At 57.6% G+C, this 21,310-nt stretch carries 17 protein-coding genes; 13 read left to right on the top strand and 4 right to left on the bottom strand.

The window, feature by feature from the left end; genetic code table 11:
* Window positions 1-80: 80 nt before the first annotated feature.
* Window positions 81-1,268 (top strand): sugar transporter, encoded by a 1,188-nt coding sequence (locus D4100_RS11145; RefSeq protein WP_119804375.1) that lies wholly within the window; start codon window positions 81-83, stop codon window positions 1,266-1,268.
* 10 nt (window positions 1,269-1,278) lie between these two features.
* On the opposite strand, the gene D4100_RS11140 is transcribed toward D4100_RS11145, so the two are convergent.
* The gene (locus D4100_RS11140) at window positions 1,279-2,814 is read right to left on the bottom strand and encodes an MFS transporter (protein ID WP_119804504.1); all 1,536 of its coding nucleotides are present in this window, start codon (window positions 2,812-2,814) and stop codon (window positions 1,279-1,281) included.
* A gap of 153 nt (window positions 2,815-2,967) precedes the next feature.
* On the opposite strand from D4100_RS11140, the gene D4100_RS11135 reads away from it, so the two are divergent.
* A complete protein-coding gene (locus D4100_RS11135) occupies window positions 2,968-3,900 on the top strand; it encodes a LysR family transcriptional regulator (protein WP_119804374.1) in 933 nt (310 codons plus the stop codon).
* Window positions 3,901-3,972: 72 nt separating this feature from the next.
* Here the strand turns inward: D4100_RS11135 and D4100_RS11130 are convergent, their stop codons facing one another.
* The gene (locus D4100_RS11130) at window positions 3,973-4,566 is read right to left on the bottom strand and encodes an NAD(P)H-dependent oxidoreductase (RefSeq protein ID WP_119804373.1); all 594 of its coding nucleotides are present in this window, start codon (window positions 4,564-4,566) and stop codon (window positions 3,973-3,975) included.
* Window positions 4,567-4,762: 196 nt separating this feature from the next.
* Here D4100_RS11130 and D4100_RS11125 point away from each other — a divergent pair, with 196 nt between their 5' ends.
* Window positions 4,763-5,662: an AraC family transcriptional regulator gene (locus D4100_RS11125; protein ID WP_119804372.1), complete on the top strand. Its 900-nt coding sequence runs from the start codon at window positions 4,763-4,765 to the stop codon at window positions 5,660-5,662.
* Between the two features lie 153 nt (window positions 5,663-5,815).
* Here the strand turns inward: D4100_RS11125 and katG are convergent, their stop codons facing one another.
* Window positions 5,816-8,014, bottom strand: a complete 2,199-nt coding sequence (katG, locus tag D4100_RS11120) for a catalase/peroxidase HPI (protein ID WP_119804371.1) — start codon at window positions 8,012-8,014, stop codon at window positions 5,816-5,818.
* Between the two features lie 404 nt (window positions 8,015-8,418).
* Between katG and D4100_RS11115 the strand changes: the two genes are divergently transcribed.
* Window positions 8,419-8,982, top strand: a complete 564-nt coding sequence (locus D4100_RS11115) for a YagU family protein (RefSeq protein ID WP_006319827.1) — start codon at window positions 8,419-8,421, stop codon at window positions 8,980-8,982.
* A gap of 103 nt (window positions 8,983-9,085) precedes the next feature.
* Here D4100_RS11115 and D4100_RS11110 read toward each other — a convergent pair whose 3' ends face one another.
* On the bottom strand, window positions 9,086-11,845 hold the full coding sequence (locus tag D4100_RS11110) for a winged helix-turn-helix domain-containing protein (protein WP_119804370.1): 2,760 nt from the start codon (window positions 11,843-11,845) through the stop codon (window positions 9,086-9,088).
* Between the two features lie 252 nt (window positions 11,846-12,097).
* On the opposite strand from D4100_RS11110, the gene D4100_RS11105 reads away from it, so the two are divergent.
* From D4100_RS11105 to D4100_RS11065, 9 genes are all read left to right on the top strand, one after another.
* Window positions 12,098-13,060, top strand: a complete 963-nt coding sequence (locus D4100_RS11105; RefSeq protein ID WP_006319825.1) for a thiamine pyrophosphate-dependent dehydrogenase E1 component subunit alpha — start codon at window positions 12,098-12,100, stop codon at window positions 13,058-13,060.
* 11 nt (window positions 13,061-13,071) lie between these two features.
* Window positions 13,072-14,091, top strand: coding sequence for an alpha-ketoacid dehydrogenase subunit beta (locus D4100_RS11100; protein ID WP_119804369.1), 1,020 nt, complete (start codon window positions 13,072-13,074; stop codon window positions 14,089-14,091).
* Between the two features lie 3 nt (window positions 14,092-14,094).
* On the top strand, window positions 14,095-15,609 hold the full coding sequence (locus D4100_RS11095) for a 2-oxo acid dehydrogenase subunit E2 (protein WP_119804368.1): 1,515 nt from the start codon (window positions 14,095-14,097) through the stop codon (window positions 15,607-15,609).
* 10 nt (window positions 15,610-15,619) lie between these two features.
* Entirely contained in the window at window positions 15,620-17,017 is a 1,398-nt protein-coding gene (gene lpdA, locus D4100_RS11090) for a dihydrolipoyl dehydrogenase (RefSeq protein WP_119804367.1), read from the top strand.
* Between the two features lie 105 nt (window positions 17,018-17,122).
* Window positions 17,123-17,908 (top strand): acetoin reductase, encoded by a 786-nt coding sequence (locus D4100_RS11085; RefSeq protein ID WP_006319821.1) that lies wholly within the window; start codon window positions 17,123-17,125, stop codon window positions 17,906-17,908.
* A gap of 647 nt (window positions 17,909-18,555) precedes the next feature.
* The gene (locus D4100_RS11080) at window positions 18,556-19,338 is read left to right on the top strand and encodes an alpha/beta fold hydrolase (RefSeq protein WP_006319820.1); all 783 of its coding nucleotides are present in this window, start codon (window positions 18,556-18,558) and stop codon (window positions 19,336-19,338) included.
* A gap of 108 nt (window positions 19,339-19,446) precedes the next feature.
* Window positions 19,447-20,010 carry a peptidylprolyl isomerase gene (locus tag D4100_RS11075; RefSeq protein WP_119804366.1) on the top strand — a complete coding sequence of 188 codons (564 nt, stop codon included), beginning with the start codon at window positions 19,447-19,449 and terminating at the stop codon, window positions 20,008-20,010.
* Between the two features lie 45 nt (window positions 20,011-20,055).
* A complete protein-coding gene (locus D4100_RS11070; RefSeq protein WP_006319818.1) occupies window positions 20,056-20,382 on the top strand; it encodes a hypothetical protein in 327 nt (108 codons plus the stop codon).
* Window positions 20,383-20,392: 10 nt separating this feature from the next.
* Window positions 20,393-21,226: an MBL fold metallo-hydrolase gene (locus tag D4100_RS11065; RefSeq protein ID WP_119804365.1), complete on the top strand. Its 834-nt coding sequence runs from the start codon at window positions 20,393-20,395 to the stop codon at window positions 21,224-21,226.
* The last annotated feature ends 84 nt before the right edge of the window (window positions 21,227-21,310 follow it).

The following is a 21,310-nucleotide window of genomic DNA, read 5'->3' as shown; positions in this document are numbered from 1 at the left end:
AAATGTGACGCATGTCGCATTTTAAACTGCAGTTGGTTAAAATATCGCTACTGCTCGCATCTGTCCGGACCCCGTTAAATATGGAACAAACCCACGTCTCACGCTCGACCGCCTGGTTGCGCGTGGTTGTCCTCGCCATCTCGGCCTTTATCTTCAATACCACCGAGTTTATTCCGGTCGGGCTATTGAGCGATATCGCCCAAAGTTTCTCGATGCAAACCGAGCAGGTCGGGCTGATCATCACGATTTACGCCTGGATCGTCGCCGCTGCCTCACTGGTGTGCATGCTGCTGACCAGCAAGATTGAGCGCCGCAAACTGCTGATCGGGGTGTTTGTTCTGTTTATCGCCAGCCATGTGTTGACCGCCGTGGCGTGGAACTTCACCACGCTGGTGATTTCCCGCGCCGGGGTCGCGTTGGCCCACTCGGTATTCTGGTCGATCACCGCCTCGCTGGCGATTCGTGTTGCTCCGGCAGGCAAGAAAGCGCACGCGTTGAGCATGCTGGCGGGCGGCACCGCGCTGGCGATGGTACTTGGCCTGCCGTTGGGGCGCATCGTCGGCCAGTTGCTGGGTTGGCGCATGACCTTTATCGGCATTGCGGTCTGCGCTACTTTCGCGTTGGTGCTGCTGTGGCGTCTGCTGCCGGTACTGAAAAGCGAGCATTCCGGTTCACTGGCCAGCGTGCCGGTGCTGTTTAAGCGCCCCGCGCTGGTTCGCCTGTACATGCTGACCATTATCGTGGTGACGGCGCATTTTACTGCCTACAGCTATATCGAACCCTTTATCCAGACCGTGGCCGGGCTGTCGGAAAACTTCACCACCCTGATGCTGTTGCTGTTCGGCGCCGCGGGCATTTTCGGCAGCCTGTTGTTCAGCCGTTTCAGCGAGCGTTTCCCGTCGGGCTTTTTCATCGGCGCCATCGCACTGTTGATGTTAAGCCTGCTGCTGCTGCTGCCGGCCTCCGGTGATGAAACCCACCTGACGCTGCTGTTTGCGGTATGGGGCGTGGCGATCATGGCGATTGGCCTGTCGATGCAGGCCAAGGTGTTGAACTTGGCGCCGGATGCCACCGACGTCGCGATGTCTATCTACTCCGGGTTGTACAATTTCGGTATCGGCGCCGGTGCGCTGTTGGGCAATCAGGTCAGCCTGCACCTGGGCATGGGCAACATCGGCTTTGTCGGCGCGCCGCTGGCGCTGATTGCTCTGGGCTGGTGCCTGGTTAGCTTCTATCGCAGCGAGCGTTTATTGCAGCACCGGGCCTGACGGCTGGCGTTTACTTTTCTTGTGCCGCGCCGTCATGCGCATGCAAACGGCCCAATAACATAAACACCAGCAATGCGGTGCCGGCTGCGCCAACGGCCAGCAGATAAAGCAGGGTGCGGAATGCCTGATCATAGATCTGCAGCGTCAGCCGGCGTTGGCCGGGCAGCAATGCGGCGGCATGGTCGAGATCGCCCAGCGCCGCACGGTTGGCCGCTTCGGTGATGGAGTGCGTATCGGCAGCGCCGGACAGTACGTCAAGCAGGCCACCCTGAATCAGCAAGGCGAGCACCGCGCCGGCAATCGCGATGGCGATGCCATCGGCTGAGACACGTACCGCGTTGAAAATGCCGGTCGCCATACCCGCCCGCTCTTTTTCCACCACGCTGACCGCCATCGCATCCATCAATCCCCAGGGCAGGCCGATACCGGTGCCGATCAACAGCATCGGTACTATCAGGCCGTTAGCGCTATTTCCCGTTAACCCATGAGCGAGCCAGGCCAATCCTGCGGCGGTCAACAGCAACCCGACGCCGGAGAGCAGGCCAGAGGTAAAGCGCCGCGCCAACAGTGCCGCGATAAAGGGCACTATCAGCAAGGGCGCCGCCAGGGCAATCATGGTTTTGCCGGCCTCGAATGCGCTCTGCCCGTTAATGCCGATAAAGCGGCCCGGCAGCATGACGATCAGCACCACAAAGAAGAATGCCGGCGAGGCGGCCAGTACCTGAACCCCAATAAAGCGGGGGCTACGGAACAAGGTCAAATCGAGCATTGGCCGCGCCACCCGCCGTTCAATCAGCACGAAGCCAATAAACACCCCCAGGGATAACAACAATGAACCGGCTACCGACAGGCTGCGCCAGCCGTTTTCCGGCGCGAGCAGGATCGCGTAGGTGAATAACGTCAGCGCAGCGGTGAAACTGATCGCGCCGGGCCAGTCCAGCCCCGCCGCATGGGGGTTGCGCGACTCGATGGCCGCGAACAGCACCAGCGCAAACCCCACAACGGCAATCAATGCGGTGGCGATAAACACCCATTGCCAGCCTGCCGTAACCACCAGCCAGCCGGATGCCAGCGGCCCGAAAGCCAGGCCAATGCCGAACGTGGTGCCCAGCAGGCTGAATACCCGGGTGCGCACCGGCCCGTGGAAGGTCTGCGCCAGCGATGACATGGCACCGGCGAACGCGGCCGCGCCGGCCAGACCTTGCGCCAGCCGCAGGATATCTATCCCCACAACCGAGGGGGAGTAAGGGATCATTAGAGTCAGGAGGGTGAACGCGCCCAGCCCGAGCAGCCAGATGCGCTTGCGTCCATAAATGTCGGTCAGGCTGCCGGCGGCCATCATTGCGCTGCCATAGGTGAGGATATAACCGTTAACCACCCAGCTCAGCTGTACGGCGGTGCCGCCCAGCGAGTGGCTGATGGAAGGCAGCACCACCGCCGGGCCGGTGAAGCTCAAAGGAATAAGAATACCGGTCAGGCAGGCGGCCAGCAATTGCAGCCATACCCGAATCTCAATGCGGTCTGCGGTGGAAGTTATCTGCGTCATGTTTTCATCTTGCACATAATGGAAAGGCCCATAAACGGGGCTGCGCAGCGTTATCACTGCATAGCCATCAACATAATCCCTCCCGCACTGAAGAAAAATAGGCTAAATTTCCATAGATATCGGACAAAAACGTCCAAAATAACAGAGGACATCATGGACAGTCTCAGCGGTATTCTGGCGTTTGTTCAGGTCGCGGAAACGCGCAGTTTCTCTGATGCCGGTCGGCAATTGGGCGTATCGTCCTCCGCCGTGGGTAAAAGCGTGGCACGCATGGAGGAACGGTTGGAAGTGCGCTTGTTTCACCGCAGCACCCGCAGCGTGACGTTGACAGCCGAAGGCGCATTGTTTCTTGAACGCTGCCGCCGCATTTTGGCGGAGATAGCCGCCGCCGAGCTTGAACTGGCGGACACTCGGGCCGCGCCGCGTGGCAAGCTGCGTATCAGCCTGCCGCTGGTCAGCGGGCTGATGATGCCGGTGCTGACGGCTTTTATGCATCGGTATCCGGATATCGAGCTGGACGTGGATTTTTCCGACCGTCTGGTCGACATCGTTGAAGAGGGGTTTGACGCGGTGGTGCGCACCGGCGAACCGGTCGATTCACGGCTGGTATCCCGCCGGTTGGGCGTTTTCGAACTGGTGTTGGTGGCGTCGCCGGACTATTTAAAACGGCGCGGCGTGCCGGAGAAACCCGCAGATTTGCTCGGCCACGCCTGCCTGCAGCATAAATTCCCCACCACAGGGCGGTTTGAGCCCTGGCCGCTGCGGCTATTGCCGGGCGAAGTCCTGACGGAGTTGCCGGCCACAATGATTTGCAATACCACCGAGGCGCTGGTGCAGGTAGCCCAGGCCGGGCTGGGTATCGCTTGCCTGCCGGATTTTATGGTGCAAGAGGCGTTGCGGCGCGGCGAGCTGTGCAGGGTACTGGAGAGTTGCACCGAGCACCAGGGGACGTTCCGGGTCATCTGGCCGTCCAGTAAATATCTGGCGCCTAAGCTGCGAGTTTTTATCGATTTTCTTGGCGAAAGGCTGCTCTCTTCTGGTGAGGCTGAAAGGGGGAAGGGGCCTGAAAACAAAAAGCCCGCTTAAGTTGCCTTAAGCGGGGATTGCGGCAGAGATCGCCAGCGGTCGAAAATGATGAAGCGGGAAATGCGGCGTTGCTTAGCCGAATACGTTCGTCAGGTGCTGTTTCAGCCGTTCTATGTCATTGCTGATGTCCGGTGATTTAATCACGTCGAAACACGAGAAGGCGGGAACGATATCGACGCCGCAGAATTTATAATTGGCGGTATTGCTGACGAAGATGTCATCGACGGACTTGCCGGCGAAGAGCTGCTGATTATTATCGTCAAATGCCTGCTGCGGGGCGTTCCAGGTTAACGACAGCATGTATTTTTTGCCCTGCATTTTTCCGCCGCTGCCGTATTGCCGGTCCGGGTCCTGGCGGGTTCTGCCGTCATCAACCAGCATGCTTTGTTGCATCAACCCGGCGGTAAAGACTTCGTCGGCATACTTTTTGTAGATCCAGGGGGTGCCGAACCAGTAAACCGGCGATTGCAGAATGATGATGTCGGCCCAGAGGTGCTTTCTCACCTCTTCGGCAATATCGTAACCTTGCTCGATGGCGGTCTGCTGCACTTTATGGCCGCGCGTTTCCATCTCGTCGCGGATCACGCCGAGCAGGGTCGCATTCAAGCCGCCTGAAGACATGCCTTCGTATAGCTGGTGCGTGTTGATTATCAGAACGTTTTTCATAATTGAACCTGTGTAATGGATAAGGGCCAAGACGATGTCTCGATGGCGAACAGTATCGCCGGAACAAGGTGCGGAGCGCTTGCCGGATTTGATTCAATTCTTGCCTGATTCAACGGATTGGCATTGATATCTGCAATAAGAGGGCGGCGAGATGATAGACTTTTTGCTGACCCTGCTTATTACGAGAACGAACCCAATGCTGACCCACACCAGAGCGAACAACGCGGCGCTGGCCAGTCTGGTGGCAGATATTGCCGCTGCCGATGGCGATTACCCTACCGCCATACCTGCACTGATGATTTACCGCAGAAATGCCGTCACGGCGCCGATGCCCTGTATCTACGGACTGGGGGTGGGGCTAACCGTCCAGGGCGGAAAGCGGGTCACGCTTGGCAATGAGATCTTCGACTACGGGCCTGGACAGTCGCTGATTACCTCGGTTGATCTGCCGGTGGTGTCTTATGTCACCCAGGCCAGCGTCGCCGAGCCCTACCTGGGGGTGCGCCTGGAACTGGATGCCCGGCTTATCTCACAGCTGGCGACGGACCCGGATTTCGTTGCCGGAGCGAAAGCGTCCGGCGGCAGGGCCGTTTCGGTGGTTGAACTGGACGATGGTTTACTTGAGGCGGTGAGCCGGCTGGTTGCGTTGTTGGGTGAGCCGACGTTGATGCCATCGATTTATCCGCTGATCTTGCAGGAAATCACGATCCGGTTACTGAACGGGCAGCATGGGCCGACATTACGGAATTTGGTCGCGCAGGGATCGCCAAGCCAGCAAATCGCCCGGGTGTTGTCGTGGCTCAAAGTCAATTTTGCGCAGGACTTGTCGATGGAAGCCTTGGCCGCCAAAGCCTGCATGAGTCCATCGACATTCAGGCAGCACTTCCGCGCTCTGACCGGCATGAGCCCCCTGCAATATTTGAAGAGCCTGCGTTTGCAGGAGGCTCGGCAGGTGATGATGAATGAAGGGCTGGATGCCGGCAGCGCGGCGGTGCGGGTCGGGTATGAGAGCGCCTCGCAGTTCAGCCGTGAATATACCCGCCTGTTTGGTGCGCCTCCTTTACGCGATATCAAGCGGATACGCGAGGCTGGCTGAGATCCGCATTTGTACTGATTTCATCCGGCCACGATAAACCCGCCGGAGTATGCCGAACGTTGCCTGGCCGGGACTGACAAGTGCGGGAGATAGATACAAAAAACCCGCCTGAGTGGCCTCAAGCGGGCTGTTTTAACGATCTTTAAACGATGCTTAAGCGATATCGAAGCGATCGAGGTTCATGACCTTGTTCCAGGCGGCGACAAAGTCCCGAACAAAACTCTCCTGGGCATCCGCACTGCCATAAACTTCCGCCAGCGCGCGCAGTTGCGCGTGCGAGCCGAAGATCAGATCGGCGCGGGTTGCCGTCCATTTCAGCGCACCGGTCTGGCGATCCTGGCCTTCAAACACGCCGTCCTCATCCGCCTTTTTCCAGGTTGTGCCCATATCCAGCAGGTTAACGAAGAAGTCGTTGGTGAGCGTTTCTGGCCGCTGGGTCAATACCCCGTGCCGGCTTTGGCCGACGTTGGCGTTCAACACCCGCAACCCGCCCAGCAGCACCGACATTTCCGGCGCGCTCAGGGTGAGCAACTGCGCCTTGTCCACCAATAATGCCTCGGGGGAAATGCGGTAGCGGGTATCAAGGTAGTTGCGGAAACCGTCGCCCACCGGCTCCATGGCCGCGAAAGACTCGATATCGGTTTGCTCTTGCGAAGCATCCATTCGCCCCGGCGTGAAAGGAACGGTAACCGGGTGGCCGGCATTGCTCGCCGCCTGCTCAACGCCCGCACAGCCTGCCAACACGATCAAATCTGCCAGCGAGACCTGTTTGCCGTCGCTCTGCGCATCGTTGAAGGCCTGCTGAATACCTTCCAGCGTGGCCAGCGTTTGCGCCAGTTGAGCGGGCTGATTCACCGCCCAGTCTTTCTGCGGTGCCAGACGGATGCGGGCACCGTTGGCGCCGCCGCGTTTGTCGGAACCGCGGAAGGTGGAGGCCGATGCCCAGGCGGTGGAAACCAGCTGTGAAATCGGCAGGCCGGCGGCCAGGATTTTGCCTTTGAGATCGTCAATATCCTGCTGATTAATCAGCTTATGATTAATCGCCGGAACCGGATCCTGCCAAATCAGCTCCTCCGCCGGGACTTCCGGGCCGAGATAGCGTGCGCGTGGGCCCATATCGCGGTGGGTCAGTTTGAACCAGGCGCGGGCGAAGGCGTCGGCGAACTCATCCGGGTTCTGGAAGAAGCGGCGCGAAATTTGTTCGTACGCCGGATCGAAGCGCAGCGACAGGTCGGTGGTCAGCATGGTCGGGCGATGTTTCTTCGCCGGATCGAAGGCGTCGGGAATGGTCTCGCCGACGTCCTTGGCCACCCACTGGTGCGCACCGGCCGGGCTTTGCGACAGCTCCCATTCGTATTCGAACAGGTGCCGGAAGAAGTCGTGGTTCCACCGGGTCGGGGTGGTGGTCCAGGTGACCTCAAGGCCACTGGTGATTGCGTCTTTCCCTTTGCCGGTGCCGAAGGTACTTTGCCAACCGAGGCCCTGCTGCTCCAAACCTGCGCTTTCCGGATCGGGACCGATGTGCGAAGCGGGGCCTGCACCGTGGGTTTTGCCGAAGGTATGGCCGCCGGCGATCAGCGCGACGGTTTCTTCGTCATTCATCGCCATTCTGGCGAAGGTCTCGCGGATGTCGCGTGCTGCGGCGATCGGGTCGGGATTACCGTCCGGGCCTTCCGGGTTCACGTAGATCAGGCCCATTTGCACTGCCGCCAAAGGGTTCTCGAGATCACGGTCACCTGAATAACGGCTGTTCTCGCCGCCACTCGTTTCCAGCCAGATCTTTTCCGCCCCCCAGTAAACGTCGTCCGGCTCCCAAACGTCGGCGCGGCCGCCCGCATAACCAAAGGTTTTGAAGCCCATCGATTCCAGCGCCACATTGCCGGTCAGGATCAACAGGTCGGCCCAGGAAATCTTGCGGCCGTACTTCTGCTTGATAGGCCACAGCAGACGACGGGCCTTGTCGAGGCTCACGTTGTCTGGCCAGCTGTTGAGCGGGGCAAAACGCTGCTGGCCGGAGCCCGCGCCGCCGCGGCCGTCGCCGATGCGGTAGGTGCCGGCGCTGTGCCAGGCCATGCGAATGAACAGGCCGCCGTAGTGACCGAAGTCCGCCGGCCACCATTCCTGCGAGTCGGTCATCAGGGCATGCAAATCTTGTTTGACCGCCGCCAGATCCAGGCTGTTGAAGGCGTCGGCGTAGTTGAAATCTTTGTCCATCGGGTCGGACAGGGAGGAGTGTTGGTGCAGGTGCTCCAGACTAAGTTGGTTTGGCCACCAGTCCTGGTTCGAATTGCCACGCTGGGGAAGGGTCTTGTTACTGCCACCCGAAAATGGGCATTTGCTTTCAGTTGTCATGATGCGCTCTCTGCTTGTGTCGGATGTTGCGCTAATGGGGGGAACCCCTGAGTCAATCTGATCGTTATTGGGTTTCGTCACCTGAGCCAACGGCGGGTAGAAGGAAACTCAGTAGTAAGCTTAGACAGTGGTTGGCAAGAGATAAAATAGGAATGGTTGAATTCTGCGATAGTTACGGACGATTGAGTTTATCTGCATTGATAGGCATTGCCAGAAAGGCGTATGGCGGCCAAAAAGCGTAAAAACGCTCAGGTCCCCGGTACCGATTTTTCTAAACCCGTTTCCTTTCTGCTGAAAATATACGACCAAAGGTAACAAAAAGTGATCGTGATCAATATCACACTTTGATGAGGATATAACCTGATTGCTGAACGATAAACACTAATGATTTTTAGGGGATAGATATGAAAATTAGGGATTTTTTGGTGCAAACTCCGCGGGAAAGACGCCGTTATGGCGTCGCGCTTTTTGTCGGCGTTATCGCCGGGCTGTTGTCTGCCTTCGTTAAGTGGGGCGCAGAAGTTCCGCTTCCGCCAAGGACCATTCTGGATGGACGCGCGGAATTTAATCCACCGTATCTTTTCCTGAGAGATTATTTGGGCATAGATCCCACGGCAACGGTTTACACCTTTTCGGAGCATGTGATCAATCCGGTTATGGTGACGCACATTATTTTCTCGTTGGTGTTTGCCATCGGTTACTGCGTGGTTGCCGAAGTCTTCCCGAAAGTAAAACTCTGGCAGGGCGTGCTCGCCGGCTTAATTGCCACGGTGTTCGTTCACGGCATCAGTTTCCCATTGCTGGGTCTGACGCCGCCTTTATCCATGCTGCCTGCCGAGGAGTATGTTTCAGAAATAGTGGGGCATGCATTCTGGTTCTGGGCGATCGAACTTGTTCGGCGTGACCTGCGCAACAGAATAACGCATCAGCCGGATGCGGAAGTTCCTCTCGGCTCACCGTTCCGTTAAGCCCATGCGGTAGGCATAAAAGCCCTGAATGCAGGGCTTTTCCTTCTCGTTGATTATCGTCGTCATGAAGGAGTCTGGCTCAGGGGAGTTCTTTAACGCCCGGTTAATCCAGCAACTTCATTTCCAGTGCACGGTTCATGGCTTGGGTACGGCTGTTGACGCTGAGCTTGGCATAAGCGTTCTTGAGGTGCCATTTCACGGTCTGTGCAGAAATAACCAGGGAACGAGCGATTTCTTTGTTCGTCTGGCCTTCGGCTATCAGGCGTAATACCTGAAGTTCGCGCTCACTGAGACCCCAATAAACGTCATTGTTGCTCTGACGCGGCTGTTCACCGGTCTGCACGGCCTTATCTACCAGGCGAAGCTGCGCACCTTGCTCGTTGCAGGCGGCAAGGTCTTCCCGCATATGGATAAGCAAAGGCTGCAAGCTGTCGCCGGCATCAAGAAAGCTTCGCATGAGGTGCGGGTGTTCAGCCAGTTGCAGAACCGGTTGCAGCGTAGTGCAGGCAGCCGCGTTTTTACCGGCCTTCCACAAGGCTAATGACCAGAGCGCACGCAGGCGCGCGGCGGTGAGCCAGTCGCGTCGGTTTTCCTGTGCGGTAACCAGTTCGGCCAGCAGTTTGCAGGCTTGCGGCGCCTGGCCGGAGGCCAGCAGCAGGCGACTGCGGCTGAGTGCCGCATGCTGAGCGATCGCACGTTGGCAAGGGTGTTCGGCATCAATCCCGGCATGGCGCGCCAGCTGTTCCAGTTGCCGCTGCAGTTGCTCGGCACCGGGGCGATCCGCTCGTTGCAGACGCACTCTCACTTGCTCGGCCAACAACAGAGCCTGCAACCGTCGCCACCCGCGAGACACCGCCAGTTGCTGTGCATGTTCCAGCAGCCGTTCCGCCTCATGCGGCATGCCGTCATGCAAGGCCTGACGCGCAAGGCAGGTATAGCAACGGCTCAACGCGTCGGGCGGGCTGAAACGGTCGATGAGCTCGAGCCTGTCCGCCAGCAGATGATCGAGCGAGTCAAGGCTCCTGCGCTCGTAAGCGATTTCCGCCAGTAGCGGCGCGAGCGTCGCTCCGCTGGTCGACTGGGGGCCGGTATAACGCTCGGCCTGGCGCAACGCATTGCCGGCATACAGCCCAGCGTTCTCCAAATCGCCCTGGCAAAGATGGCACTGGGCGATGATAAAAGCGCGGTACACCGAGACGAACAGATTGTCCAACGGGCTGTCCGGGCTGGGCATATGGCGTTGGACCGCCAGGGCCTCGCTATAGCGCTGGTTAACCACGTGGCAGTAGCTGAGAATATTGCATATCAGGCCATCGACCCAGGTATCGCCGCACGGTACTTCGGCCAGCAGAGGCTCGACAATCGCCAGGCTCTCGGGGATGTTTTCGGCAAAGGCTTCGCAGATGGCGCGCACCACCCGCAGCTTGATCCAGGCGCTGCGGGCCATGCCGTCACGGTGGTCCGCCACCATTTGGTCGAGGTTGTCGAGCAATTGTCGCGACTCATCGAAGCGGAAATAGTGCGCCAGCGCCCAGGCCAGATTGATTTGAAGGTCAATGCGTGACGGATCGACGCTCGCCGGCAAGTGACGCATCCAGGAGACCAGAGTATCTATATCGCCCTCTTCAGCCAGAGATTGCGCGCTCGCGCCATCCTGGCCGGGGCTATGAACCGGCTTGCCGGCGGCCAGCGCATGGCGTACCGCCTCAGCCCACAACAGCTGTTCGACGAACCAATGACTGGCGCGCTCGTGCAACTGTTTAAGGTTGATATCGGCGCGATGGCGCAATGTCACGCCCAAGGTTTCCTGCAAGAGGGGATGATAGCGGAACCAATAGCCTTGCTCGTCAAGGGCCGACAGGAACAGGTTGTGCCGCTCAATCCATTCCAGCATCGCTTCGCTGTCGTCACGCCCGGTGACGGCGTTGCACAGTCCTGCATTCAAACGATTGAGGAACGCCGTTTGCATCAGGAAGTCGAGCACTTCCGCCGGCAGCGGATCAAGCACCACTTCTTTCAGGTAACGGGCGATGGATCGCGTCCCCCCGCGCAGATTGTGGATCAGGTGCCCAGGGTCTTCACGCAATTCGGGGGACAATGAGGCGATCTTCATGCCCGCGATCCAGCCCTCCGTCGCGGACAGCAGCCGAAGGGCATCCTGATTGCTGAGCGGCACGGCGACCGTTTGGCTGAAATAGTTCCGGGTTTCTTCCAGCGTGAATTGCAGATCCTGATCATAGATTTCCACCAACTGATCCTGGGCCTGCAGCCGGCACAGCGACAGACTCGGATGGAACCGGCTGCCGACGATCAGATGCAGTGCCGCAGGCGCATGCCTGAGCAGATAGCTCAGGGCTTCATGTACGCCGGCGTCATTGATCATGTGCAAGTCGTCGAGGATCAGATACAGGTCGTGCGGGCAATGGTGCAATTGGTTAATCAGCCCAGCCAGCAACTGCTGGGAACTCGATGGCGCTTGCTCTTCCATGTTTTGCCAAAAATCGGCGTCCCAGTCGGCATAGAGCGGCCGCAAAGCATGCAGCAGATAAGGGATGAACTGCCAGACGTCATCGTCATCTTCATCGAGGCTGAGCCAGGCAACGCGTTCACCCTGGTCGACCAACTGCCGGTGCCATTGCGCCAGCAGCGTGGTTTTGCCGAATCCCGCGCCCGCACAGACGACGGCCAGACGCCGCAGACGCACTTGATCAAGGCGCTTGAGCAGGCGCGGGCGTTGCAGCAACAGGATAGAGGATCGCGGCGGGACGAATTTGGTCAGGATAAGCGGCAAGCCTCTCGTCAGCCGCAAAGGCCCCGAGATCAACGAGGTAGATTGGGAACCTGCAAAATCCGATTGCTTCATCCGTGGTTGCCTGCCCGTATTTTGTTTTTTCAATTGTACGTCAGAGCCCGGGATGAAACGGAGCCGTCGTTCTGGATAGATAAACAAAATTCAGAAACTTTGACCTTGAGCATGAAAACCCCCACTTACCCCCCCATTAGGGTGGCTTCGCAGCTTCCCGAAACACCCGTACATTTTTTGTATCGGTGTGGTTAGGGTGTGTTCACCCTGTCAAATAGCCCCGCCTGTCCGACCCTTATTGAGGAGAATCAGATGACGCTGAGCAAACAGGCTTTGCTGCAGGCTTACCGCAAAATGCGCGAGATCAGGACCTTCGAGGAGCGCCTGCATCAGGAAAACACCAGCGGTGACATTCCGGGCTTCATTCACCTTTATACCGGTGAGGAGGCCATTGCGGTGGGGGTCTGCGAAAATTTGACCGACGCCGATTTCATTGGCTCTACGCACCGTGGGCATGGCCACTGCATTGCCAAAGGCTGTGATATTCACGGCATGATGGCCGAGATTTTCGGTAAGGACAGCGGTTTGTGCCGCGGCAAGGGCGGCTCTATGCATATTGCCGATCTGTCGAAAGGCATGCTGGGTGCGAACGCCATCGTTGGCGGAGCCCCGCCGTTGGCCATTGGCGCTGCGCTGACGGCCAAGACCCTGAAAACCGGCAAGGTCGGCGTGTCTTTCACCGGCGATGGCGGGTCCAACCAGGGCCTGGTATTTGAAGCCATGAACATGGCCGTGGTGCTGCAATTGCCGGCCGTCTTCATTTTCGAGAACAACGGCTATGGCGAAGGAACCGGTCATGACTACGCCGTCGGCGGCCGCGATATCGCCAGGCGCGCGGCCGGTTTCGGCCTCCCGGCGGTGACGGTCGACGGCACCGATTTCTTTGCCGTCTACGAAGCCACCGCAGAGGCGGTCAGGCGCGCTCGCGAGGGGGGCGGCCCCAGCGTGATTGAGGCCAAGGCCTTCCGCTGGCACGGCCACTTCGAGGGCGATCCGGCGTTGTACCGCGCTGAGGGTGAGGTCCAACGCCTGCGTGAACAGCACGATCCGCTGAAGATCTTTACCGACAAGGTCAAAAAACAGATCACCCAAGAGGAGCTGGCGGCGATCGACGCGGAAGTTGAAGCGCTGGTCGAGGATGCCGTAACCAAAGCCCGCGCGGCCGCCTATCCGGCCCCGGAAGATCTGCTGACCGACGTCTACGTTTCCTATTGAGGGTGATGACAATGGCTATAAAAACCTATCGTGAAGCGGTCAAGGAAGCGCTGGCCCAGGAAATGGAGCGTGACGAGCGCGTGGTGCTGATCGGCGAAGACTTGCGCGGCGGCCATGGCGGCAATGCGCCGGAGGAGGCGAGGATAGAGGCCTTTGGCGGCGTGCTAGGTGTGACCAAAGGGTTGTGGACGCAGTTCGGCTCCGACCGCGTGATCGACACGCCAATTACCGAGTCGGCGATCATCGGTATGGCTGCCGGCGCTGCGGCGACCGGTCTGCGGCCGGTGGCCGAGCTGATGTTCATGGACTTTTTCGGCGTCTGCCACGATTCGCTGTATAACCAGGCCGCCAAGTTCCGCTACATGTTCGGCGGCAAGGCCAAGGCGCCGTTGGTGATGCGTGGCATGATCGGCGCCGGCTTCTCTGCGGCGGCCCAGCATTCGCAGTCGCCTTATAATATCTTCGCCACCACGCCGGGCCTCAAGGTGGTGGTGCCGTCTACCCCTTATGACGTCAAGGGCCTGCTGATCCAGTCGATCCGCGACGACGATCCGGTGGTGTTTTGCGAACATAAAATGCTTTACGACCTCAAGGGCGAGGTGCCGGAAGGCATTTATACCATTCCGCTGGGCGTGGCCAACTACACCCGCGAAGGGGAGGACGTCACCATCATCGCGCTGTCGGCGATGGTGCATAAAGCCAACCAGGTGGCCGACAAACTGGCCAAAGAGGGCATCTCGGTGGAGGTGGTCGATCCGCGGACGATTTCACCGCTGGACGAGGAAGGCATTCTGGAGTCGGTGGCGTCCACTGGCCGCGTGGTGATCGTCGACGAGTCGGCGGCGCGTTTCGGTTTTGCCCATGATGTCGCGGCATTGATCGCTTCCCAGGCATTCCGTTTCCTCAAAGCGCCGATTGCGCTGGTGACACCGCCACACACCCCGGTGCCGTTCTCTCCCGCCCTCGAAAAGCTCTGGATCCCCAGCGTCGAGCGGATCGAGGCCGCCGTCCGCCAAGTGCTGGAGGATTGAGCCATGAGTGATATCAAGACGCTTGAAATGCCCAAGTGGGGCCTTTCGATGGAAGAAGGCCAGCTTGCGCAGTGGTCTATCCGGGAGGGCGACAGCTTTACCAAAGGGCAGGAAATCTGCGAGATCGAGACCAGCAAAATCATCAACGTGCTTGAGGCGCCCTTCGCCGGAACCCTGCGGCGGGTGTTGGCCCGGCAGGGCGATACCCTAAAGGTGGGGGCGGCGCTGGCGCTGGTGGCTGAGGCGTCGATCAGCGATGCCGAACTGGACGCCTTCACGGCCAGCCTGGCTACGGCGGAACCGGCCGCGCCTGTTGCGCCGTCCTCCGCGCCCGCTGTGGCGGCCCCGACGGTCGGCAAGGCACTTTCCACTGCACCGGCCCCATCCACCAAACCGGTGGCCGCCAGTGGGCAGACCGAGGTGCCGATCGGCCTGCAGGGAAGCACCGATGCGGCACAGGTCAATGCCACGCCCCACGCGCTGCGCCTGGCTGCCAGGCTGGGTGTCGACTTGAACAAGGTGCGCGGTAGCGGACGTGGAGCACGTATCTCCGTGGCCGATCTCGAGAGCGCTATCCTTGCCGCAGGGGGCCGCATCGCATCGCCGACTCTGCCATCGCGTTCAGGCAAGGCGCCACGCTCGCACGCCGAAGACAGTCAGGTATCGGCAACTCCACTGGCGCGCCGTCTGGCCGGCAAACTGGGGATCAACCTGCACGACTGTCGCAGCAGCGGTTCACGCGGGCGGGTCAGCCGCGAGGATGTGCAGGCGGCGGCTCTGTTGCTCGACGGGGTGCCGCAGGCCGGTATTGCGCAGGAGGCGGCATCGGCAACCTTTGAGAACTTGCCCATGTCGGGCATGCGCAGGGCGATCGCCACCCGTTTGCAGGCTTCCAAGCAACATTCACCGCACTTCCGCCTGGTCGGCGATCTTGACCTGGAGCGCCTGTTGGCGTTGCGCAAGGAAATCAATCTCGGTGCGCCCGGCGTCAAGATTTCGGTTAACGACCTGCTGGTTAAGGCCTGCGCCCAGGCGCTGGTGGCGGTGCCGGATGTCAACGTACAGTTCGACGAGGCCAGCCAGAGCATCCGCCGCTTTGCCGATGCCGACATCTCGGTGGCCGTTGCGCTGCCCGCCGGGCTGATTACCCCCATAGTGCGCGCCGCCAACCGTAAATCGGTCAGCGAGATCTCGCACGAAATTCATTCTCTGGTAACCCGGGCAAAGGCCGGCACGCTCAGGCCCGAAGAGTTCCAGGGCGGCACTTTTAGCCTGTCAAACCTGGGCATGCTCGGTGTCCGCCAGTTCGACGCCATCATTAACCCGCCCCAGGGCGCGATCCTCGCGATCGGCGCCGGCGAGCTGCGGGCGGTGGCCCGCGACGGGCAGATCGTAGCGCGTCATCAACTGACGGTGTCGCTGTCTTGCGACCACCGGGTCATCGATGGAGCGCTGGGCGCGGCTTTTCTCCAGGAACTCAAGCGACTGGTTGAAACACCGACCCTGATGTTTGTCTAGGAGGCGAGCTATGCACGACAAATACGATGTACTGGTGATCGGCGGCGGGCCGGGAGGCTATGTGGCCGCCATCCGCGCCGGCCAGCTCGGGCTGCGTACCGCACTGGTGGAAAAACAGCATCTGGGGGGCATCTGTCTGAACTGGGGGTGCATCCCAACCAAGGCGCTGCTGCACGGCGCTGAGGTGGCGCACAGTATCGCTCATGCCGACCAACTGGGTTTCAGTGTCGGCGAGGTGAGTTTCGATCTGCAGAAACTGGTGCAGTTTAGCCGCTCGGTGTCGCAACAGTTGACCGGCGGGGTCGAGTACCTGTTGAAGAAGCATGGCGTAACGGTGTTCGACGGCACCGCCCGCCTGTGCGGCAAGGGGCAGGTGACGGTGATCGATGCCAAGGGGGACGAGCGCGACTACCGGGCCGACCATGTGATCCTGGCTACCGGTGCGCGCCCGCGTGCGTTGCCGGGGATCGCGCCGGATGGCGAGCGGATCTGGACCTACTTCGAGGCGCTGCAACCCAAAAAATTGCCGAAATCCTTGTTGATCATCGGCTCCGGCGCCATCGGCGTCGAGTTCGCCAGCCTCTACAACGATCTCGGCAGCGAAGTGACGCTGGTGGAACTGGCCGCACAGATACTGCCGATAGAGGACGCCGAGGTGTCGGCGACGGTACGCAAATCGTTCGAGCGGCGCGGTATTCGCGTGCATACCCAGACGCAGGTAACGCAGGTGCAGCTCACGGATGCGGGAGGGCGTTACACGTTGAAAAACGCCAGTGCCGAACTGGTGCTGGAGGTCGAACATGTGCTGTTGGCGGCCGGCGTCCAGCCCAATGTCGAAGGCCTCGGGTTGGAGGTGCTGGGCGTCGAGCTGGAACGCGGTTTTATCAAAACGGATGACGCTTGCCGCACCAACGTCTTCGGCCTTTACGCTATCGGCGACGTGGCCGGCCCGCCGTGCCTGGCGCACAAGGCCAGCCACGAAGGGACGATCTGCGTCGAAACGCTGGCCGGTGTCGAAGGCGTGCACAAGCTTGACCGTAGCTATGTGCCCGGCTGCACCTATGCCCGGCCGCAGGTTGCCAGCCTGGGCCTGACCGAGGCGGCGGCGCGTGCTGGTGGGCGGCCGATCAAGATCGGCAAGTTCGCCTATCAGGGCAATGGCAAGGCGCTGGCCGGCGGCGAGGCGGAGGGCTTCGTCAAGACGATTTTCGATGCCGAAACCGGCGAGCTGTTGGGGGCGCACATGGTTGGTCCGCAGGTGACCGAACAGATCCAGGGCTTCGGTATCGCCCGTCATCTGGAGGCCACGGACGAGAGCCTGCTGTCGGTCATCTTTGCGCATCCGACGCTTTCTGAAGCCATGCATGAATCGATCCTCGCGGCCGCGGGCCGACCGCTGCATCAATAGGACAATGCGGGACGCGATAGCAGCCTGATCCGATTGCGTTTTCGGTAGCGGAAACAAACAAAAAACTCTCCATTAGCCGTAGTACAAAACGAAACAGGAATAATCATGTCGACAGGTTTGAACGGAAAGGTAGCCATTATCACTGGCGCAGCGCGTGGCATTGGCCGGGGCATCGCACTGCGCCTGGCACAAGAGGGGGTAAACCTTGCGCTGTTGGATTTATCCGCAGATCAGCTTGGTGCAGTCAGGCAAGAGGTGGAGTCTTTCGGGGTAAAAGCGACAACCTACGTTGCCGATATCAGCAAGCGCGAGGAGGTGTATGCGGCCATCGAGCACGTTGTGAGTACGCTGGGCACCTTGGATGTGATGATTAATAACGCCGGTATTTCGCAGGTAAAACCCATCGCAGACGTCGTGCCGGAAGATCTTGAGAAGATCCTGAACATCAATATCGGGGGGGTGACCTGGGGGATCCAGGCTGCCGCGGCGAAATTTAAACAACTCAACAAAAATGGCAAGATCATCAATGCTTGTTCCATCGCCGGCCATGAGGGCTTTGCACTGTTGGGCGTGTACTCCGCCACCAAATTCGCCGTACGCGCATTGACCCAGGTTGCGGCAAAGGAATACGCCAGCGACAACATTACCGTCAACGCCTATTGCCCTGGGGTGGTCGGCACCGATATGTGGGTGGAAATAGACCAGCGTTTCTCGGAGATTACCGGTGCCCCGAAAGGCGAAACCTATAAGAAATACGTCGATGGCATTGCCTTGGGGCGCGCACAGACTCCGGCCGACGTCGCGGCACTTGTCGCTTTTCTTTCCAGCGACGATGCCGCCTATATCACCGGTCAGTCGATTTTGACCGACGGGGGGCTGGTTTATCGCTAACCGGTGCCGCTCTTTTAAGCCTTCCTAAGGAGCTTCGAGGTGTTTGCCTCATCCGTGGCGATTCGCTTCGGGCCGTTTTTTGGCGGAGGAGGGTAGGCGATTCAATGACGCCAAAGCAAAAATCCCGCTCGGTGATCCCTGAGCGGGATTTTTTAATTTGGTCCCTGATAGGGGCATCTTTGCCAGTAACTGACAGATAGTTAAGCCAGGTTAGAAAAACCTGCCGTCAAAACCGCCGGAATGACCACCCAATCAAACCATGGCGATGCGGTAGTCAGGGGCCGGCAAAAGTGTAGCGATATTAGGAATAGCTATTTAGCAGCTAAAGTCGTTAAATAGTTGTGAGCTCATCTATTAAGGATCTACCCCGCATCAATAAATTCGATAGCCATATCGAAATTATTCGCTAGAGAGATGTTTGGAATTGTTCTAATAATAGTAACGCCGGCAAGAATGAATATCAAAAGTAAGAATGCTTCTCTCCATGAAACTGAATAAGATAATTTCAGATGTTTCAGATATAGACACTTTATGTCAATGGTTTGGCGGAATTTATCGGTTTCATATGCAACCAGGGTTGTCGGTTCATAGAGTACGAAATATGAAGTCGACGAGATAGAGGCAAAAATAAGAATATGGAGTGTTAAATGTTTATTCGGCCACTTAAATTAACTCAGCACGTCGATGTGCAGGGGCCAGAAAATGCGACTACTCTGGTTCTTCTCCATTCTCTGGGGACGGATTTGCACCTTTGGGATTTACAAATGCCGCGTTTGACTGAACGTTATCGCGTTGTTCGTCTGGACATCCGCGGCCATGGATTAAGCGCAGTCGACGCTCTGCCATTTTCAATGTCAGATTTAGCCGATGATGTCGTGGCAGCGCTGGATCATCTTCAAATCAACGAGTTTTACGTCGCCGGGGTTTCAATCGGCGGAACAATAGCGCAATGGATTGGCTTCAAGATCCCCAAACGAGTGCAGGGAATGATTATTATTGATACTGCACTGGTGAATGCCGCTCCGCCGTCGCTCTGGCGCGCCCGGGCTGAAGATGTATTCCACCACGGTATTGAACATCTCGAGATGGGGATTTTGAGCAAATGGGTGACACCGAAATTTATCGACTCACCCTACGCAGACGGCATGAAGCAAATGCTGCGCCGGACAACGGTTGAAGCCTTCGCGGGTTGCTCTTATGCCATCGCCGATACCGATCTGACCGATATGAATATTCCGGGGGTAAGGGCTGTGGTCGTGAGGGGGAGTGAGGATCAACTTACGCCCCCGGACTACGCGCAACGTCTGGCAACAAAGCGAAATGCAGAATTGCATACCCTACCCGGCGCTGCCCATTTACCGAATTTTGAGCAACCCGCGGCGCTCACTGATGAAATCATCTCGTTCATTGAGAAAAAGAATACACATTAAAAATCCGCAGCAGAAAGCCGCCGATAAAAGGGGTGCATGCGCGCTGTTAATGGGCAAATCTGGCATGGCAGACGATAAAAAGTCTGATGCGCGATCGGAGTAAATCATATGAATCGTCGGTTGTTTATTGGCGGAAGCCTGGGCCTGTGCGCAGGGGCGGCAATGCTTCCTGCCGTATTTAAAGGATTAATGAGTCAGGGTGATCTCCTCGAGATGGAACTGGCGAGTGGAACAGTGACAATCAGTTTATTTCCCGATTTGGCACCAGGACATGTTGAACGCATAAAATCGCTGGTGCAGGTCAAATTTTACGATGGCATGCCGTTTAGCCGGGTCATAGAAGGTTTTATGGCACAAACGGGTGATCCGATAAAAGAGACTCGTCTGGATTACAGGCGATTACCGGCGCTGGCCGCAGAATTTAATAGCCTGCCTTTCGAGCGCGGTACCCTCGGCATGGCCCGATCACGACATCCACACAGTGCCAGCCATCAGTTTTTCATCACCTCCGCCAGAGCAGGCTATTTAGACCAAAATTATACGGCTTTTGGGAAAGTAACGCGTGGCATCGAGTTGATTGACCAACTCCGCCAGGGGGCACCTGATACGGGCTCGGTGGTTAATCCGGATGTCATTAAAAGCATAAGATTAGCCACTGTCAGAGCAGCATAAAATAACCCAACGTCTTAAATATCAATCTGAGGGAGTAGATATAAGATGCCCAGCATTACGCTCTATACGTCTGCAAGCCATCGGCTGGATGCAGATTCTTTTGCAGAGTTTTCAATTACTTTAGCCCATCTCGCCAAAGAGATACTGAAAGCGGGAGAAAATAATATTCACATCAGCTACCTCACCGCAGAGATAGGTTTTGGCACGCCGGTCTACTTCGAAGCCAAGCTCAGGCAGGAAGTTTTCCGCACGGCGTCCGTGTTGAATGAATTTATGCATCAGGTTGATTTGTTAATTAAGGAGAAAACAGGAGTCACAGCGCGAATTCGCTGTTTCTCTTTTGAAGCGAGTCATATTTATGCAAAGAACTAAGGAACAGATTATGAATGCCAATTTTCCAACAAGAGATCTCGGCGATATCGAGGTCACGGCGGTTAGCGATGGATATTTGCAAGTTGACTTCGGAATGCTTTCAAATGTTGATGAGGAAGAATGCGAGGAAATTCAACGCGGTGCGCAGGTTAATGAGCTCAATGCGGTTCATATTAATACCTTCCTGGTTCGCCGGAAGGGGAAAAATATTCTTATTGATAGCGGGGCCGGAGGCGTTAAGGGCTGGGGTGGCAGGCTGATCTCCAATCTCGCCAGGCTGGATATACAACCTGAGGATATTGACGCCGTTCTTCTGACACACGCCCATCCGGACCATATCGGTGGATTATTAAGCGCAGAGGGTGAGGCCGTATTTGCCAATGCCGAATTGATCATAAATAGCGAAGAATTTAATTATCTGGAAGACGATGAAAACTTCGCCGCAGTGAGTGATCGGGTAAAGGGTAATTTCCTGTTAGCGCGGAGTATATTTAAAAAGTATCAGAAAAGTCTTCGTCTGATCGACAAAGGCGAGGTATTTCCTGGTATTTTTGCCATCCCGCTGAAGGGCCACACGCCGGGTCATACGGGTTACCGGATTGAGGGAAGCAGAGATAGTCTGTTGATTTGGGGAGATATTGTTCATTTCCCGCATATTCAATTGCTAAAACCGGAGGTTGCCATCGCCTTTGACTATGATCCTCAAATGGCGGCAGAGACACGTTCCCGTGTACTTGATATGGTTAGTTCGGACAGGATCCTTGTCGGCGGTATGCATTTTGGTGAACAAGGATTTGGTTATATTGAAAAGCTTCAATCTGGATATGGGATCGTCAAGATCTAAGAGTGAAAAGTATAGATAGAACGTTCTGATCTAAAAATAATGTATTTACTTAACGGCATCGCAATGGTGAATTACTGGCAACCT

This window comes from Serratia inhibens, assembly GCF_003591175.1.
Taxonomy (GTDB): domain Bacteria; phylum Pseudomonadota; class Gammaproteobacteria; order Enterobacterales; family Enterobacteriaceae; genus Serratia; species Serratia inhibens.
This window is presented reverse-complemented; position numbering and strand designations above follow the sequence as displayed.